General features: G+C 37.5%; 15 protein-coding genes. 10 read left to right on the top strand and 5 right to left on the bottom strand.

Annotated features, from left to right (window positions below; all coding sequences use genetic code 11):
* Window position 1 precedes the first annotated feature (1 nt).
* The 3 genes from GM552_RS05580 (at window position 2) to GM552_RS05570 (ending at window position 3,083) form a co-directional block, all read left to right on the top strand.
* Window positions 2-853: a site-specific DNA-methyltransferase gene (locus tag GM552_RS05580; RefSeq protein WP_370533599.1), complete on the top strand. Its 852-nt coding sequence runs from the start codon at window positions 2-4 to the stop codon at window positions 851-853.
* 102 nt (window positions 854-955) lie between these two features.
* Window positions 956-2,374, top strand: coding sequence for a cytochrome-c peroxidase (locus GM552_RS05575; protein WP_155565620.1), 1,419 nt, complete (start codon window positions 956-958; stop codon window positions 2,372-2,374).
* Between the two features lie 220 nt (window positions 2,375-2,594).
* Window positions 2,595-3,083 carry a Smr/MutS family protein gene (locus tag GM552_RS05570; protein WP_155565619.1) on the top strand — a complete coding sequence of 163 codons (489 nt, stop codon included), beginning with the start codon at window positions 2,595-2,597 and terminating at the stop codon, window positions 3,081-3,083.
* Window positions 3,084-3,091: 8 nt separating this feature from the next.
* On the opposite strand, the gene GM552_RS05565 is transcribed toward GM552_RS05570, so the two are convergent.
* Window positions 3,092-4,159: a hypothetical protein gene (locus tag GM552_RS05565; RefSeq protein ID WP_110438204.1), complete on the bottom strand. Its 1,068-nt coding sequence runs from the start codon at window positions 4,157-4,159 to the stop codon at window positions 3,092-3,094.
* Between the two features lie 180 nt (window positions 4,160-4,339).
* Between GM552_RS05565 and GM552_RS05560 the strand changes: the two genes are divergently transcribed.
* Genes GM552_RS05560 through GM552_RS05550 form a run of 3 tightly spaced genes read left to right on the top strand, consistent with a single transcriptional unit; the run spans window position 4,340 to window position 7,275 of the window.
* Window positions 4,340-5,581 (top strand): cytochrome b N-terminal domain-containing protein, encoded by a 1,242-nt coding sequence (locus tag GM552_RS05560; protein WP_155565618.1) that lies wholly within the window; start codon window positions 4,340-4,342, stop codon window positions 5,579-5,581.
* A 16-nt stretch (window positions 5,582-5,597) separates the two neighbouring features.
* A complete protein-coding gene (locus GM552_RS05555; RefSeq protein WP_196424857.1) occupies window positions 5,598-6,395 on the top strand; it encodes a cytochrome c1 in 798 nt (265 codons plus the stop codon).
* Window positions 6,382-7,275 carry an S-methyl-5'-thioadenosine phosphorylase gene (locus tag GM552_RS05550; protein WP_155565616.1) on the top strand — a complete coding sequence of 298 codons (894 nt, stop codon included), beginning with the start codon at window positions 6,382-6,384 and terminating at the stop codon, window positions 7,273-7,275. Before GM552_RS05555 ends, GM552_RS05550 begins: the two co-directional genes overlap by 14 nt.
* Window positions 7,276-7,330: 55 nt before the next feature.
* Here GM552_RS05550 and GM552_RS05545 read toward each other — a convergent pair whose 3' ends face one another.
* From GM552_RS05545 to GM552_RS05535, 3 genes are all read right to left on the bottom strand, one after another.
* Window positions 7,331-8,422 carry an alkene reductase gene (locus tag GM552_RS05545; protein WP_155565615.1) on the bottom strand — a complete coding sequence of 364 codons (1,092 nt, stop codon included), beginning with the start codon at window positions 8,420-8,422 and terminating at the stop codon, window positions 7,331-7,333.
* Between the two features lie 111 nt (window positions 8,423-8,533).
* The gene (locus GM552_RS05540) at window positions 8,534-9,619 is read right to left on the bottom strand and encodes an alkene reductase (RefSeq protein WP_155565614.1); all 1,086 of its coding nucleotides are present in this window, start codon (window positions 9,617-9,619) and stop codon (window positions 8,534-8,536) included.
* Between the two features lie 70 nt (window positions 9,620-9,689).
* Complete coding sequence (locus GM552_RS05535) at window positions 9,690-10,277, bottom strand: TetR/AcrR family transcriptional regulator (RefSeq protein ID WP_122123737.1); 588 nt, start codon at window positions 10,275-10,277, stop codon at window positions 9,690-9,692.
* Window positions 10,278-10,616: 339 nt separating this feature from the next.
* Between GM552_RS05535 and groES the strand changes: the two genes are divergently transcribed.
* The 3 genes from groES to GM552_RS05520 all read left to right on the top strand — a co-directional run bounded on the left by groES (window position 10,617) and on the right by GM552_RS05520 (window position 13,289).
* Entirely contained in the window at window positions 10,617-10,907 is a 291-nt protein-coding gene (groES, locus tag GM552_RS05530; RefSeq protein ID WP_110438197.1) for a co-chaperone GroES, read from the top strand.
* Window positions 10,908-10,976: 69 nt separating this feature from the next.
* Entirely contained in the window at window positions 10,977-12,623 is a 1,647-nt protein-coding gene (gene groL, locus GM552_RS05525) for a chaperonin GroEL (RefSeq protein WP_110438196.1), read from the top strand.
* A gap of 462 nt (window positions 12,624-13,085) precedes the next feature.
* Window positions 13,086-13,289 carry a cold-shock protein gene (locus GM552_RS05520; RefSeq protein ID WP_110438195.1) on the top strand — a complete coding sequence of 68 codons (204 nt, stop codon included), beginning with the start codon at window positions 13,086-13,088 and terminating at the stop codon, window positions 13,287-13,289.
* Window positions 13,290-13,374: 85 nt separating this feature from the next.
* Here the strand turns inward: GM552_RS05520 and GM552_RS05515 are convergent, their stop codons facing one another.
* A complete protein-coding gene (locus tag GM552_RS05515; RefSeq protein WP_155565613.1) occupies window positions 13,375-16,206 on the bottom strand; it encodes an ATP-dependent DNA helicase in 2,832 nt (943 codons plus the stop codon).
* A gap of 126 nt (window positions 16,207-16,332) precedes the next feature.
* On the opposite strand from GM552_RS05515, the gene GM552_RS05510 reads away from it, so the two are divergent.
* The gene (locus tag GM552_RS05510) at window positions 16,333-17,946 is read left to right on the top strand and encodes a lysine--tRNA ligase (RefSeq protein ID WP_155565612.1); all 1,614 of its coding nucleotides are present in this window, start codon (window positions 16,333-16,335) and stop codon (window positions 17,944-17,946) included.
* Window positions 17,947-17,985 lie beyond the last annotated feature (39 nt).

The following is a 17,985-nucleotide window of genomic DNA, read 5'->3' as shown; positions in this document are numbered from 1 at the left end:
GGTGTCTTTACGTAAAAAGACCAAAGTTCAAATAAAACAGGAACTTTTATTACGTCCATATAGCTTCAGGATTGATAGGCATACTATTATTAGGGGGGATTGTTTAACGGTTTTGCAAAAAATGAAAGACCGTTCCGTAGATGTTTTTATTACCTCTCCTCCATATAACCTTGGTATAGTCTATAGCGCTTATCAGGATAAAAAGGGAGAGGCAGAATATCTCGATTGGCTTGAAAAAATCTGTTTTGAAATTAAAAGAGTCATGAAGGATGATGCTTCGTTTTTTTTGAATATTGCCGGATCATCATCAAATCCTTGGTTGCCATTTGAACTGATTGTCCGATTGAGAAAAATTTTCATATTGCAAAATCACATAGAATGGGTGAAGTCTATTTCAATAGGTGAGGAAAGTTACGGTCATTTCAAACCTGTAGTCAGCAAACGATTTCTGCATCGCAATCATGAATATATATTCCATTTGACGAAAACTGGAATCGTGCAGTTAAATCGTCTCAATGTAGGGGTTCCATATAAGGATAAGTCCAATATTGCTAGACGATCTCATACGTATGATTTACGTTGTCGAGGTGATGTATGGTTTATTCCCTATGACACGATTAGAAAAAAATCGGAAAAATTCAATCATCCTGGAACTTTTCCAATTGCGTTGCCCCAAATGTGTCTAAGGTTGCATGGAAGAAAAAATCCAGTTGTAGTGGATCCGTTTATGGGTACAGGAACTACTTTATTGGCAGCTCATTATGAAGGGGGAAGGGCCATAGGAATGGATATTGATAAAAATTATGTAAAAATTGCCAAAGAAAGGTTGGAAAAAGCGGTATTGACCAAATAAAAGATAAATTCTGATTTATTATTAATTCAAAACTTGATATTTTTTTTGAAATTCTAAAGATTTATAAAAATTCTAGGTTATGTATTGTTTGGAAAACAGTGGATGAAAAAACTTATTTTAATGCTTCTGGTGGTTTTTGCCATCGTTTATGGAGGGGTTGTTACGTATTTAACCCGTTATGATCATTCTACAGCTCCTAGTTTGTCAGATAGTTCACCATTGCGTCACGATAAAATGGCGATGGATGCTTTTAATGTTTTAAGGGAAGCCCGTTGTGATTACTGTCATACGCAAAAAGTGGATATGCCTTTCTATTTCAAGATACCTGTGGCAAATCAGTTGATGCAAAGTGATCGCACAAAGGGACTGGAAAATTTTCATCTTGAACCCGTTCTTGATTCGATGAATAAAGGCGAGCCAGTTGATAATGTTTCCCTGTCTCGTATAGAATTCGTAATGCAACGAAATCTAATGCCGCCATCACTGTATTTGTTAATGCACTGGCATGCACGTCTTTCAGCTGAGCAACGGGATACCGTGATTAAATGGATAAAGCGTGAACGTAGACAAAATTACGCAACATCAGGTGTGGCAGAACAATTTGCTGATGAACCCATTCAACCTATTCCTGAATCTTTAGAGGTCGATGTCAAAAAGGTTGCCCTGGGAGAAAAACTGTTTTTCGAAAAACGTTTGTCTGGTGACAATACCCTTACCTGTGCTTCATGCCATGATCTGAAAAAGGGCGGGGTGGATAATCTTGTAACAGCAACCGGGATTAATGGTCAAAAAGGTCCTATCAATGTACCCACCGTATATAATTCTGTATTCAATCACACTCAGTTTTGGGACGGAAGAGCCAGCGATCTGATGGCACAGGCTGCAGGACCCGTAATGAACCCGATTGAAATGGGATCAAAAAAATGGGAGGAAGTTGCTGACAAATTACGTAAAGACCCTTCATATGAAAAAGATTTCATGAATGTCTATAACAGCCCCGTAATTGACCAGAAAACAATAACAGAAGCGATTGCAGAATATGAAAAAACCTTGATTACTCCAGACAGTACCTTTGATATGTATTTGAAGGGTATAGATAGTGCGATTAGTGAACGGGCTAAACATGGGTATCAAGTTTTTAAGAATATCGGTTGCGCAAGTTGCCATAATGGAGTCGGTGTTGGTGGAGCATCTTTTGCCAAAATGGGACTGCAACGTGATTTTTTCCAGGATCGTCTAAACAAAGCCTTGACAAATGCGGATTTTGGCCGATTTAATTTTACACATGATCAAAATGATCGTTTCTTCTTTAAGATTCCCTTATTACGCAATATTGCCTTGACCGCGCCTTATTTTCATGATGGCAGTGCGAAAACCCTAAAAGAGGCTGTAATTGAAATGGTTAAATATCAAACTCCTGATCATCAAATTCCAGATCAGGATGTTGATGATATTGTAGAATTCCTGAAATCATTAACAGGAAAATATCAAGGTCAATCTATTGATAAAATGAATCCATAATTTCAAGCTAGTTTATTTGTTTAACCTTTCACCTGTTAAAACGGGTGAAAGGTTTTTTTGTTGTGATAAGATAAAGGGTAAATGAAAGAGGATTATTTTGAAAAAAAGACAGCTTAGTAAAGAGGAACGAATATTATGGGATAATTTTACATATTCAATTAAAAAATCTGCAAAACGGGATAAATTAATATATATAAAAAATGATCTTGATTCATTTTTCATGTCTCAAAAACAAACGAATAAAAATAATTTCAAACAGACGAACAATATTAAGAAAATAGTGCTGAATGAAAATTCCTTGTTCATACAGCATTATAAACTTTTTAAAGCTCATAAGAATCAATTAGATAATAAAAATGATTCTTTCATGGCAATTGGACAGAAACAACCCGGACTGGATAAAAATACCTGGAAGAAGTTTCAGAATGGCGGGTTAAAATCGCAATGGAGATTAGATTTACACGGTTTTACAGCACATCATGCATTTTTAGCCTTGGAAAATTTTATTTTAAATGCCTATAGACAACAAATAAGATGTATCGAAATTATAACAGGTGTTGGAAATCTATCCCAAGGTGGTGGTATACTCAAAAGAGAATTACCTCATTGGTTAAATCGTCCTTATATACATTCAATGATACTTGCAACTTCCTATGTGTCTGCCACGAATAATGGAGCGGTTAGAATTCTACTGAAAAAAAGGCGTTAGAATTTTTTTCAATTTTCCCATTGGGAAATTTTCAATGACAACCAGCGTCTCAATGCTAAAGTTGCTGTAGCAGAGGGGATCAATTTTGAAAAATTATCAATTGTTTTTAAACTATTTTGAGTGACAATATTGTTGGCATGTACAATTGATTGAAAATAAGGATTATCAGTGATTTTTTCGAAATTCAAACGCCATTTTGTAACAAGCGCTGAAGGGGTCAGCATGGGCAAAAAAACGGCAAAATTAATTCTGGCTGCAAGGGCAAGGGTTTGCCATATTTCAAATAATGTGTTGCCTGTGCGATAATGGGGCAATTTCGTGTAGAGACTGGAAAAAGAAGGGCTATAAGAGGATTCCTGATCAAATGAAAAAAAGATATGAAATCCCTCGGCCAACAATTTTGGCAGTTCTGCAAACCCCTCAGGGGAATCTATCTGTAATATATCTATTGTTCGGTTACGTAATGCTTCAATTCCAGTTGATAACGTTGTAATTCCGATTACGGGTTTAGTACTGATTTGTAAAAGTTCAATTCCCAATAATGTTGGAAGTTCTTTTCCAATAAGGGTGGAGACTCCCACTTTCATTGTTCTATTCTTTAAAAGATCAGGAATAGAGTTGTGAAAAGGTTGTCTCGATATGACAATAATTGGAGTGATGGTTGAAAATACAGGTATCCAATGTTGATAATCAAAATGAACACGCGGATCAGCGGCCAAGGCTGCGATAATGGCAGATCCAGAAGTTATCAATGCGATCGAGCCGTCTTGGGTTAATCTTGTATCGAATAAATTTGATGCTGTTACACTATCATAACCAGTTGTGAATTGCAGAGATAACAAAGGGTTACTCTCGATATTCTGTTTAAATAAATCTGCTAGTGTGCTGGAAAATTGACCTATTCGACTTTCTTTTGTACCACCCACGATAAGTGAATAGTCATCTTTACCATCTTTAGTAGGGTCAACCGTTGATAAAACTTCATTAGCCTTAATAGGCAATGAGGGTAGAGCTGTTGTCATACCTGTCAGAGATAAAAATTTAAGTAGATGTCGTCTGGATATCGATAAAGACATGAAGGATTGCTTTATAGAAAATTATTTTTTTAAGAGGAAAAAACAAGTAAATCATTAATAAAAAACATGACTGGTTTTATTTTACATGGAATTGTAGCAATATAAAGGCGAAATTGTTATTTATTATACTATTTATAATTTTTTAGAATTTGTATGCTTTTTATTGAGTAAGTTAATGGCATGGGTGATCTGAATTTATCCCAGAATGGGCAAAGAAAAAAAACTGTTAGGAACAAACAGTCTTTTAAATTATGGCTGGACAAACGTTTTCCCTTTTTTTCGGTAATTCAGAAAGAATACATTCAGTTTCCAATGCCTAAGAATTTGAATATTTGGTGGACATTTGGTGCTGCCTTAACTGTTATTTTATTCTTGATGTTACTGACGGGGATTTTTTTAACTTTATATTATACGGCTTTGCCTTATCATGCTTTTCTATCAATAGAGATGATTGAAAGAAGGGTGCCAAGCGGCTGGTTAATTAGATCCATTCATATGGCAGGATCAAATTTGTTTCTGGCTTTTCTATATTTGCATTTGTTTAGGGGATTATATTACGGTTCTTATAAATCACCAAGAGAGCTGGTCTGGTGTTCGGGGATGATTTTGACAGTTTCTGTAATGATAACGGCTTTTGCTGGATATATATTGCCATGGGGGCAAATGTCTTACTGGGCTGCTAATGTAGTTATTCAAGCGATTTCATCCATTCCAATCATAGGACAAAATTTGTCCGGTTGGTTGATGGGTGGGGAAATACCAAACGCACTGACATTACATCGTTACTATACAATTCATTTTGTTATGGCGTTTGTAATCTGTTTTATCGTTTTTCTTCATATCATTTGCATGCATCATGTAAAATCCAATAATCCTGAAGGAATCGATATTACATCAAAAAAGAATGTTCTTCCTTTCTTTCCTTATTTTGTGGCAAAAGATGGGCTGGTTCTAGGCGTTTCCGGATTAATAATGGTTATTTTGATTTTTTTTGAACCAGGGTTGTTGACAAATAGTGAAAATTATATTCCAGCCAATCCACTGGAAACTCCAGCATCCATTGCTCCAGAATGGTATTTCCTACCTTTTTATGGAATTTTACAAATAATACCATATAAATTTGGGGGAATGGTTTTATCAGCAGGAACGATTTTTCTTCTATTCTTGGTTCCGTGGCTGGACTCATCACCTGTTAAATCGGCACGATACAGACCTATTTACCGTATATCATTGATTATTTTGGTTATTGCTTTCGTAATGTTGGGTATTGTAGGAAAATTTCATACATTTAACTCACTTATATGGATGGGACGTCTTTCATTATTGTATTATTATTGCCATTTTTTAGTGATTTTACCCTTATCGGCCCGTTTTGAAATTCGATGTAAATTACATGATTCTTCATTATGTGATAATAAATAGGACGCGATTTATGGGCATGGTTAAGAAGATTGTTCTAGGTTTTTTCTTAAATATCCTGATTTTTATAACGGCAATGATGACAATCTGGGCAGCGGATAAAAATCAATTAATTAAAAATCATGAAATTACTATACCGCATTATGAGTGGAGCTTTAAAGGTTCATTAGGATATTTTGACAATGCGAGTGTGCAAAGGGGTTATCAGGTTTATAGACAAAAATGTGCCTCATGTCACTCCATCAATGTGATGCGTTATGCTGATTTGCAGCAAATGGGATTGACTCTTGAGCATATTGATAAAATTGCCCATAGGGATCAGGTCATGGATGGCAAGGATAATCAAGGGCAGGATTATTACCGTTCAGCCAATGTAACTGATTATTTAAAAAAACCGTACTTTAATGATAATATTGCGAAAACAGCCAATAACGGTAAAATACCGCCGGATTTTTCACGTTACATGATGATCAGAAAAAACGGGGCCGATTATGTGATGGCTCTATTATTGGGTTATGAAACTGCACCATCAGGTTTTCATTTTGACAATAAAGCCTCATATTATAATCTTTATGCACCGCATCACCAGATAGGGATGAAACCTCCTTTGACTGATGGAGATATTCATTATGAAGATGGCACGCCAGCAACTGTTGAACAACAAGCAAGAGATGTTGTCATTTTTCTGAATTGGGCTGCACATCCCCATTTGACAGAACGTCATCGTATGGGAATAATGCTTTTTCTTTATATGATTTTTATCGTTATTCTTGTATTTCTTATTAATCGTAAAGTGTGGTCAAATGTCAATAAATAGTCATACTCATGATAAGCCAGTCATTGGGGTTATCGGTGGTTCGGGATTATATAATATTTCAGGTTTGAGTGATCAGCAGTGGGTGGAAGTTGATACGCCCTGGGGCAAGCCATCCGATCAGTTATTAAAAGGCACACTTGATGGTGTTTCATGTGTATTCTTACCGAGACATGGTCGGGGCCATGTATATTCTCCAACAGATGTGAATTATCGGGCGAATATTGCAGCGATGAAAAAACTAGGTGTTACGGATCTTGTTTCTGTTTCTGCTGTCGGTTCCCTGAAAGAGGAATTGTCCCCAGGTACATTTGTTGTGGTGGATCAATTAATTGACCGTTCACGTTTACGAACCAAAAGTTTTTTTGAAAAGGGATTGGTTGCCCATGTATCTCTGGCTGATCCATTTTGTCCTAAATTGAGTCAGATGCTGTATGAACAGGCAAAACAATCAGAAATCAAAGTTGTCAAGGGGGGAACCTATCTTGTTATGGAAGGCCCCCAGTTTTCAACACGGGCGGAAAGTCAGCTTTATCGTTCATGGGGTGCGTCGGTTATTGGTATGACCAATATGCCAGAGGCAGCTTTGGCGCGAGAGGCAGAAATCTGTTATGCGACAATTGCTATGGTTACCGATTATGATTGTTGGCATGAGGAACATGATGCGGTTAGCGTTGAAGCTGTTGTCAGAATACTGAAGCAAAATGCCAGACATGCCAGCTCTTTGGTTGAGAAATTTATTCCAGCTTTAGGGAAAAGACCTCAGGGGAACAGTGAATGTCAATGTAAACATGCCCTGGATTATGCATTGATAACGGCACCGGAAAAACGTGATCCTGTTTTGGTTGAACGTTTAAAAACGATAGCTAGTCGGGTTTTATAATTTCATTTTTTAAATCTACTCTGATCAATTTTTATAAACCAGAGTAGAGCTTGGATTATTTTGCAACGGGATAATCCGTATAACCTTCTTTTCCCTGACTGAACCAGGTTTTGCTATCAGATGGTTTTAGGGGGATATCATTTTTAATTTTGTGAACAAGGTCGGGATTGGAAATAAATGGTCGGCCGAATGAAACGGCATCCGCCTCATTGTTCTTGATAATTTTTTGAGCAGAGTGCCCATTATAGGAACCATTAATAACAAAATTTCCCTTAAAATTTTTCCTCATTGCGGGAGCGATAGGGGGATAGAAATCCTGATCTGTAAGGGTTGACATGACGAAATTGTCTTCACCTGGTCGTGGTTCCCTCACTTCCAAAAAATTAATATTTTCTTTACTTAAAGCCTTTGAGGCGGCAATAAATAATGGTTCGGGATTACTGTCATGAACGCCTTGAATTTCCTCATTTGGTGAAAGTCTAACTGATGTTCTGTCTGATCCCACTGTTTTGCAGACATTATGTGTTATTTCAATTAGTAGCCTGATTCTATTTTCAATACTTCCGCCGTACTCATCCGTTCTAAAATTGCAATTGTCTCTTAAAAATTCATCAATCAAATATCCATTGGCGGCATGTATTTGTACACCGTCAAATCCCGCTTCCATGGCATGATTTGCAGCTTTTATATAATCATTGATTAATCGGGGAATTTCCTCTTTGGGTAATGCACGCGCTTTTTCATACGGCTTTTTTCCTTCATATGTGTGTGCATATCTTGGAGCTGTGGTTGCTGATGCGGAAATAGGAGAAGGGTAAAATGATGGATGTACGGTTCGACCCATATGCCATAACTGACAAATAATATGACCCCCCTCATCATGAACAGCCTGGGTTATAGGTTTCCATGCCTCAACTTGCTGTTTATTCCATATGCCTGGAGCATATGCCCATCCCAATCCCTCTTGTGAAATTCCTGTTCCTTCTGAAATGATCAGACCTGCAGAGGCTCTTTGGCGATAATATTCTATCATTAAAGAAGTTGGAATATGATCCTTTGTGGCCCGTCCCCGGGTTAAGGGTGCCATGATGATACGGTTAGATGCTTTTATTGCGCCCAATTGAATAGAGTCAAATAAAGTAACCATTTAATTTTTCCAATATTATTATCTTGTTAAGTCAGTTTTATCTATTGACGTAAGCAAATGAACATAATGATATTATCATTAAAGATACGGGAAGGCTATTCGTTCATTATTTTACTTGAAGTCAATATAGCCTTTTTCATCCTGAGTATACCAAATGGACGAATCATGTGGGACAAAAGGTTTACCCGTTTTAATTTTTTCGACCAAATCCGGATTGGAAATAAAAGGACGGCCAAAAGAAACTGCATCGGCTTGTCCCGCTTTAACAATTTTTTGGGCTAGTTGACCATTATACGTTCCATTAATAACGAAATTACCCTTGAAATTTTCCCGCATAGAAGGAAAAATCGGTGGATGATAGTCAGCTTCTGTCAAATCTTTCTCCACATAATTATCTTTATTGCCGATTTGTGGTTCCCTGACTTCCAGGAAATTAATTTTTTCTCTACTCAACGCTTGGCTGGCAGCGATAAAAAGACTTTTGGCATTACTGTCAAATACACCCTGTACACGTTCATTTGGAGAAAGACGCACAGATGTTCGATCTGAACCCACCTCATGGCAAACCCTTTGCGTAATCTCGATTAGTAGACGTAGGCGATTTTCAATTGAACCGCCATATTCATCTTGACGGAAATTACTGCTGTCACGTAAAAATTCATCAATCAGGTAGCCATTTGCGGCATGAATCTGGACACCATCAAAACCAGAGTTCATCGCATTTTGTGCCGCTTTGGCATAATCATTGAGTAATCTTGGAATTTCATCAACAGGTAAAGCCCTTGCCTGAACATAGGGTTTCTTCCCATCATAAGTATGTGCATGACCTGGCGCTGTGGTTGCTGATGCAGAAATGGGAGATGGATAAAATGAAGAATGAACTGTGCGTCCCATATGCCACAATTGGCAAATAATTTTACCGCCTTCATCATGAACAGCCCGGGTTATGGGTTTCCAAGCTTCAACCTGTTCCTTATTCCATATACCAGGAGCGTAGGGAAATCCCATTCCCTCTTGTGAAATTCCTGTACCCTCGGAAATGATCAAGCCAGCTGTTGCCCTTTGACGATAATATTCAATCATCATAGGGGTGGGAATGTGATCTTTTGTCGCTCTTGAACGTGACATAGGAGCCATGATGATACGGTTGGAAGCTTTTATTGCGCCCAACTGAATGGGATCAAATAGAATAGGCATAGTGGTAAACCTCACTAATAATTATATTTTTAAAAAATAGTAGACCGGTCGTCTATTAATCTATGAAAAATTAAATATTATTGTCAAGAAGAAAGTTTGTGAAATGGAGAGCGATAGTAAATGCTGTAGACCGTTTTTGTATTTTCACCATTAAACTTGCCCCCAACCATTGTTGATATAGTTGTTGAGCTATAAAAAAATTGTCAGCCTGATTATGAATGGAATTATCTTTTTGGCCTATGGCAATAATTTGTGCGATAAGGGATAATATCCGGTCGGTTCCTCTACAGAATGCCTTACGCATCGGTTCGGAATAATCCGTCACCTCAGAACTTAATTTAACGATAAGACAATGTCCCTCAAAATTATTGTCGCATTGTGAAAATTGCCATTTTTCCCAATATTTAAGTAGACGATCTTTTCCTGAAAGTGAAGAAGACTTAAGTAAGGACTGAAGAGCCATTATATAATTGTCAATATAGTGATCAATGACCTGAACGCCGTAATCTTCCTTGGAATTGAAATAATAATAGAATGAGCCTTTGGGAATATTTGCTTGTTTGAGAATTTCAGCTAAACCAACATTTGTAAAACCTTGGCTTGCAAAAAATTCCTGACCAATTTTCAAAAGAAGATTTTTTTTATTTTTAGCATTCATAAGACGATATGAGGTTACGGAAAAAGAGATTTAAGTCTGAAAGCACGTTATGTTATGTGATAAAATCTTTTGTAAGCAACTTACTTAATAAGTATTATTCTTTAAAATATATTGTAATTATACACAATAAATCAATCGATAAAATTTAAGTAACTTATATCTGTGCATAGGAATTAAATTTAGTTGACATTGTACATGATTATGGTTACCTTAAAACCAAATATAAGTGGCAATAATGCCACTGTAATATTTGGAGTAACGCGGCAAAAACGCGCGTAGTTAAAACCCATAATGCTGCTTTGATTAAGGGCATTATATAGAAATTATGGAGCGATCCAAATGACGAATTTTCGTCCATTACATGACCGTGTAGTCGTTCGTCGGCTAAACAGCGAAGAAAAAACTGTCGGTGGAATTATCATTCCAGATACAGCAAAAGAAAAACCTCAAGAAGGCGAAGTCATTGCCGTAGGTCCGGGAGCTCGTAATGAGCAGGGACAAATTGTTCCTCTGGATGTTAAAAAAGGTGATAAAGTTTTATTCGGTAAATGGTCTGGGACCGAAGTCAAATTAAATGGCGAAGAGCTTTTGATTATGAAAGAAAGCGATATTATGGGAATTGTAGGTTAATCCGCAATTTTTTCATTAGCTTTTGATTTTGACTTTTTTTTTAAGAATTTCTTGTAGGAGATTAAGATTATGGCAGCCAAAGATGTAAGATTTGGTGCTGATGCACGTCAACGTATGTTACGTGGTGTTGATATTCTGGCTGATGCAGTTAAGGTAACCTTGGGTCCAAAAGGACGTAACGTTGTTCTTGATAAAAGCTTTGGTGCGCCCCGTATTACCAAGGACGGTGTATCTGTTGCAAAAGAAATCGAGCTTGCTGACAAGTTTGAGAATATGGGCGCCCAGATGGTTCGCGAGGTTGCTTCAAAAACCAATGATGTTGCCGGTGACGGAACAACAACCGCCACAGTTTTAGCTCAAGCGATTGTTCGTGAGGGGTTAAAATCGGTTGCTGCCGGTATGAATCCTATGGATCTGAAACGCGGGATTGATAAGGCGGTTTCAATCGTTGTTGAAGAATTGAAGGCAAAAACAAAGAAAATTTCTACCCAATCCGAAATTGCTCAGGTTGGAACCATTTCTGCAAATGGTGAAAAAGAAATTGGTGATATGATCAGCAAAGCCATGGAAAAAGTTGGCAAAGAGGGCGTTATCACTGTTGAGGAAGCCAAAGGGTTGCAAACAGAACTCGACGTTGTTGAGGGAATGCAATTTGATCGTGGTTATATTTCTCCATATTTCGTTACAAACGCAGAAAAAATGACCGCTGATCTTGATAATCCTTTAATCTTGATCCATGAAAAGAAGCTTTCATCTTTACAGCCAATGTTGCCTTTGTTGGAAAGTGTTGTTCAAAGCGGTCGTCCGTTGTTGATTATTGCTGAAGATGTTGATGGTGAGGCATTGGCAACCTTGGTTGTTAACAAGTTGCGTGGTGGCTTAAAAATTGCTGCTGTGAAAGCGCCTGGTTTTGGTGATCGTCGCAAGGCAATGCTTGAAGATATTGCCATTTTAACCGGTGGTCAGGTTGTAAGTGAAGATATCGGCATTAAACTTGAAAACGTTACAATTAAAATGCTTGGTAACGCTAAAAAAGTTCATATCGATAAGGAAAACACAACAATCGTTGAAGGTACTGGTGACGTTGATCAAATCAAGGGACGTTGTAACCAAATCCGTGCTCAGATTGAAGAGACAACCTCAGATTATGATCGTGAGAAATTACAGGAACGTCTTGCTAAATTAGCAGGTGGTGTTGCTGTTATCCGCGTTGGTGGATCTACAGAGGTGGAAGTTAAGGAACGTCGTGATCGTGTGGATGATGCTCTTCATGCAACTCGTGCAGCAGTTGAGGAAGGTATTGTTCCAGGTGGTGGTACCGCATTGGCACGTGCATCCTTAAGACTTTCCAATCATACTCACGAAAATGATGATCAACGTGTTGGTGTTGATATTGTTCGCAAGGCATTGCAAACCCCATTACGCCAAATTGTTGAAAATGCTGGTGAAGACGGTGCGGTTATCGCTGGTAAAGTTCTTGAAAATGACTCATATAATTTCGGTTTTGATGCTCAGGTTGGAGAATATAAGGATCTCGTTCAGGCCGGTATCATTGATCCGACAAAGGTTGTTCGTAGCGCTTTACAAGATGCGGCTTCTGTAGCCGGTCTGTTGATTACAACTGAAGCGATGGTTGCAGAACGTCCAGAGAAAAAAGCTCCTGAAATGCCTGCAGGTATGGGTGGCATGGGCGGTATGGGTGGAATGGATTTCTAATTTCTCCCTTATTGCACAAAGGATAATAACTAAATAATTATCTTATCCTGAAAGGTTACTGCCAATAATGGCAGTAACCTTTTTATATATGTGAATATTTGGTCACAATTATGAAGTAGTAATTATTAAATTAACCATATTAAATAGTCTTGAATAATATTGTAAATGAAATGTTGCGATATATTTTTTAAGTGTTTTATTCTAAATAATAAATAAATATTCTAAAATTTTAATAAATACTAAAAATTTATTTATATTTTATATTAAATTTACAATATATATGTTTTTTTTATTTAATAAATAATAATTATATTGACAGTTTATTTATTTTATGTGTCAAATAGTCTCATGAAAGTTTTCTTTCTGAATAGGTAAACGATTTATTCGTTTTGATTTTAACTCTATATCAGGTCTATGTTTCAAGGCTTGATATTCTATATATGATAAGGATGCGCGGTTATAATGTATACTGGAACCGTGAAATGGTTTAATCCTACAAAAGGATTTGGTTTTATTGTCCCTGAAGAAGGTGGCAAGGACGTTTTTGTGCATATTACAGCTGTTCAGGCTGCTGGACTTCGTGATTTGAAGGAAAATCAGCGTGTAAGCTATGATATTGTAACAGAAAGAGGTAAAGCTGCTGCAGCTAATCTCAAGCCTTTGTAAGATCGAAGCATACGATTACTGGTATTAGAGTTATCTATTTACCGTAAGCAAGCCAGCTCTTTTGATAAAGAGCTGGTTTTGTTGTTTATGATGATTTATTTTTCATAAAAAGGGTCGTCTGATTGATTACCTCTTGTAGGCTCTGTCTTCGTATCGGAACATTTTTTGGGAAAGCGGACAATACACGAGTTGGTGTACGACGGTCCAAAATAATAAAAATTCCCTTGTCTGATTGATTACGTATCAATCTGCCAAAAGCCTGTCTTAAGCGCAAGCGAACAATTTGCTCATCATAAAGATCGGGTTTGTCTTTATAAAAATACTTTCTTCTTTCTCGATAAAGAATATCAGGGCGAGGCCAGGGTATTCTTTCAAATACAACAAGGCGTAAAGAATTACCTGGAATATTGATTCCATCCCGCATGGCATCAGTACCCAATAGACAGGAGCGCATATCATTTTTAAACAATTCAACCAGACTATTATTACTCAATGGATCGATATGTTGTGCAAAAAGAGAAATATTATTTTTTTCCAAAGATTCATTAATCTGGTGATAAATTGCACGTAACCGATGAATTGCTGTAAACAATCCCAATGCACCACCTTTGGAGGCCTTGAATAAATGCAGGTAGGCATGGGCCACTTCATTGATGGAATGAATATTAATGTCATTAACTACAAAAACACGGGCTTGCTTGTCATAATTGAAGGGACAACTTAATGCAGCTCTAAGAGGTTGAACGGGAAGATGTTCTGTCCCAACTCTTTGTTCGGCTGCTTGCCAGGATGCTTCTGTGTCATTGTTACTTTCATCGCGTAAGGTTGCAGAGGTGAAAAGCATACCTTGTATTGAAGGTGCCAGCATTTTCATCAATGGAATGGTTGGGTCAAGCCAATGATGAAATAAACCTACGTCTGTTATATTTTTATTCTTATGTTCAGATTTCAGAAATGAAACATGAGTTTTAGGTTGGCTATTGGAATGTTCTGGTTTATTCAATGAAGTCAAAAGATCCAACCATAGATTTAAGGGAGTAACCGCTTTCCGGGTTAATGTTGCGTGAGTTGTCTCAAGTCTCTCAAGGGACATTTTGTCCAGAGAGTCTTTTTCATTATTTAATTTGGTTTCTATATTGCGTGTAAATTTTAAAAGACAGTTTAGCAATTTTTGAAAGGATTGAATTAAATTTGGTACAAGTGCAACTAATTCCGGTAATAGCGGATAGAGATCGCATTCATATTGTCTTGTTTCCGCGTAGGACTGATTGATAATTTGGTTACGGGAAAAACGGGCTTGTATTTGCTGATATATGAGGTAAAAGAAACGCTCAGATAAATTGGTTAGGTTTTCATCCTTATTGTCATGAAATGATGCAAGATGACTTGACCAATTTAAGGGGGGTAAAATAAAGGCGGAATCAATAATTTCTTCCAAATCCTTTTCAAGCGCTTTATTGCCAATAATTACGTCATGAATACGCTTTTTCAATCCTTTTGAACGTGTATTGTTTCCTTCATTTCCTAATAGCCATCGTCTCAATTCGCTGGTTTCAGTAGCCGAGAAAGCGGTTGAAAAAGCTGAATCGGCTGCATCCGATATATGATGGGCCTCGTCAAAAATCAAGCGGGACGGTAGATTACTTTCCCATTCAGGAGAGGCATTATCTAAAGACCAGGCAAAGTGGTTAATGACCAGGGCGTGATTTGCAATAACAATTTCTGCATTTTGGGCTCTGCGAATGGAATGTTCAACAAAACAAGTCTGGTAATGTGGGCAACTTGCATGAATGCATTCACCGCGTCTTTCAGCAAGAATAGATAATATTCTGTTGTCAAAAAGATCATGGAACCAGTTGGGCAGGTCACCTCCAAAAAGATCACCATCATTGCTTTGTTCAGCCCAGTTGCATAATAAAATAATGGCGATATTATTACCGTTACCATCATTTTTATTGAAATGAAGCGTAATATATTCATCTAAATTTAATAAACATAAATAATTCTCTCTACCTTTTCGGACAACAATTTTTTTCTTGCGGGTGACAGGATCTGGATAAAGATGATGGAATTCATGTTCGATTTGCCTTTGTAAATGGCGCGTGTAGGTATTTATCCAAACTGTTCCTTTATTGTGTTCAGCCCATAAACTTGCTGGAGCAATATAGGCAGAGGTCTTTCCTGTACCTGTTCCTGCCTCGGCTAATACAATATTGGGTTTTCCCTGTTCCACACAAGGTTCAAATGCATAACGGGCAACATCTGTAAAATCAATTTGTCCAGCTCGATCTTCAGCGCCAGGTCCCAGAATTTCGGCCAAACGATTAAAGGTTTCCTGGCGTTTGACAGGAAATTGGCTGGGTTGGGGACGTGGGGAAAGTTCTTGCCATTTTGGTAATCGTTGCCATATTCTGAGCGCGTCAGAAGCTTGCAGTTGTTGCGCTGGTAACGGTAGAGAAATATCAAGTGCAGATAATAATATTGGAGCCCATAACCATTGTGCATGATAGAGGGCCGCTAGCCGAGCGGCAATCAGGTCTTTGTTGCCATGATTATATTCTTCCTTGAATTTTAGGATAAGATAATCGCAGATAATTATTAAAAAATCAGCTTCAGGATTTAAAGGCATGGGGATTTTTAATGCATTGGCAAAATTTGTGACTGTATAGCCGAAGGATTGAACGGGAAATACAAATGCGGCAAGTTCAAGCAAATCAAGCCACCGGTCAGTATGAATGGTTTTTGGGGATTTTAGTTTACGGTAGGTATAAGATTTGTGTATGATCAGCAATTCAGTTGTTTGTTCAAGTTCAGCAATCAATGTCTGTAACGGTAAATTAAGAATTTCTCCATCCGTATTAAATAATGAAAACTGATTATCATGAATAATTAATGCGGAATAATCTTTTAAAACCATTTATTTTCTAACAATTCATACGTATATGATAATATATTGATTTTTATCCTGTTAATCTAACAGATAATAGTTTTTTAAATCCATATTTAATCAGAGGGCAGGCATTTTTATAGTGGCTGTAAAATAATGACAATAAACGATTTTTCTTCTTTTACTTCAATACCCAAAATATGGCCTTTCGAGGAAGCCGTAAAATTGGCTGAACATGTTCGGAATAAAAAAGATAAATCGGATAAACCCGCCTTGCTTGAAACAGGATATGGTCCTTCTGGTTTACCGCATATCGGAACGTTTGGCGAAGTGGCTCGCACTTCTTGGGTCAGCCAGGCATATCAGGCCCTGACAGGGAAAAAAGCGGTCATTCTTGCATTTTCAGATGATATGGATGGTTTACGTAAAGTTCCAGAAAATGTACCTAATCAGGAAATGTTAAAAGAACATTTAGGAAAACCTTTGTCAAGTATACCTGATCCATTTGGAACACATGAATCTTTTGGTGCACATAATAATGCCCAACTTTGTTCCTTTCTTGATCATTTTGGATTTGAATATGAATTTGCCTCCTCAACAGAATATTATCAATCAGGAAAATTCGATTCCGCTTTGAAAAGAATATTGGAAGTTCACGACAAGATAGTTGCTGTAATTGCACCGACACTGAGAGAAGAAAGACGGGCCACCTATTCCCCTGTGTTACCTGTCCATCCTGAAACGGGAATTGTTATGCAAGTTCCTATGGAAAAAATTGATCCGGTATCTGGAACTATTCAATGGCGTGATGGGAATGGCAAGCTTTTTGAAACCCCTGTTACAGGTGGATATGCAAAATTACAATGGAAAGCTGATTGGGCAATGCGCTGGTATGCCTTGGGGGTAGATTATGAAATGTCAGGAAAGGATCTGATTGACAGTGTTCGACTTTCAAGCAAGATTTGTAAAATTCTTGGTGGCACTCCACCAGCCAATCTAACATATGAATTATTTCTTGATGATCAGGGGCAAAAAATTTCAAAATCGAAAGGAAATGGACTGTCGATTGAAGAATGGTTGCGATATGGTCCCTCGGAAAGTCTTGCGCAATATATGTTTAATGCACCTAGACGGGCGAAAAGATTATTTTTTGATGTTATACCCAAGACTACAGATGAATATCTTAAACATGTTGAAAATTGGCAGAAATCAGAGCGGGGAGATGATAGTGTCGGACCCGTTGAAAAAGAAAAGAAATATGCTAATCCTGCCTGGTTCATACATGGAGGTGTTTTACCAAAAAAAGCGGGAAGTCCAATTTCATTCGCAATGTTATTAAATCTTGCCAGTGTTACGAATGCGGAAAGAGCCGAAATATTATGGGGATTTCTTAAACGATATGATGAATCTGTATCGCCAGACAATAACACCATGTTGGCTCAGCTAGTAGAGAATGCCCTGGCATATTATGCTGATTTCATTCGTCCCCATAAGGTTTATCGTACACCGGATGAACGAGAGGCAAGGGCTTTGATTGAGTTATCTGTTGAATTGAAGAAATTGCCAGCGGAAGAGCATAAACCTGATATTTTACAAAATTTGGTGTTTGCAATCGGTAAAAAATACGAATTTGAACCGTTAAGGGATTGGTTTGGTTGTCTTTATGAAGTGTTACTCGGACAAAAAGATGGGCCACGTTTCGGAATGTTTATCGCCGTATATGGAATAAAAGAAACAATAGAGTTGATTAACAAGGCGGTAAAAAGATAAATATAAGAAGATCGAAAGATTTTGCTTTATCAATTATAA

Origin of the sequence: Commensalibacter sp. ESL0382, assembly GCF_009725775.1 — a bacterium.
GTDB classification, from domain to species: domain Bacteria; phylum Pseudomonadota; class Alphaproteobacteria; order Acetobacterales; family Acetobacteraceae; genus Commensalibacter; species Commensalibacter melissae.
The sequence above is the reverse complement of the archived record's forward strand: the minus strand, read 5'-3'. Positions and strand labels throughout refer to the sequence as shown.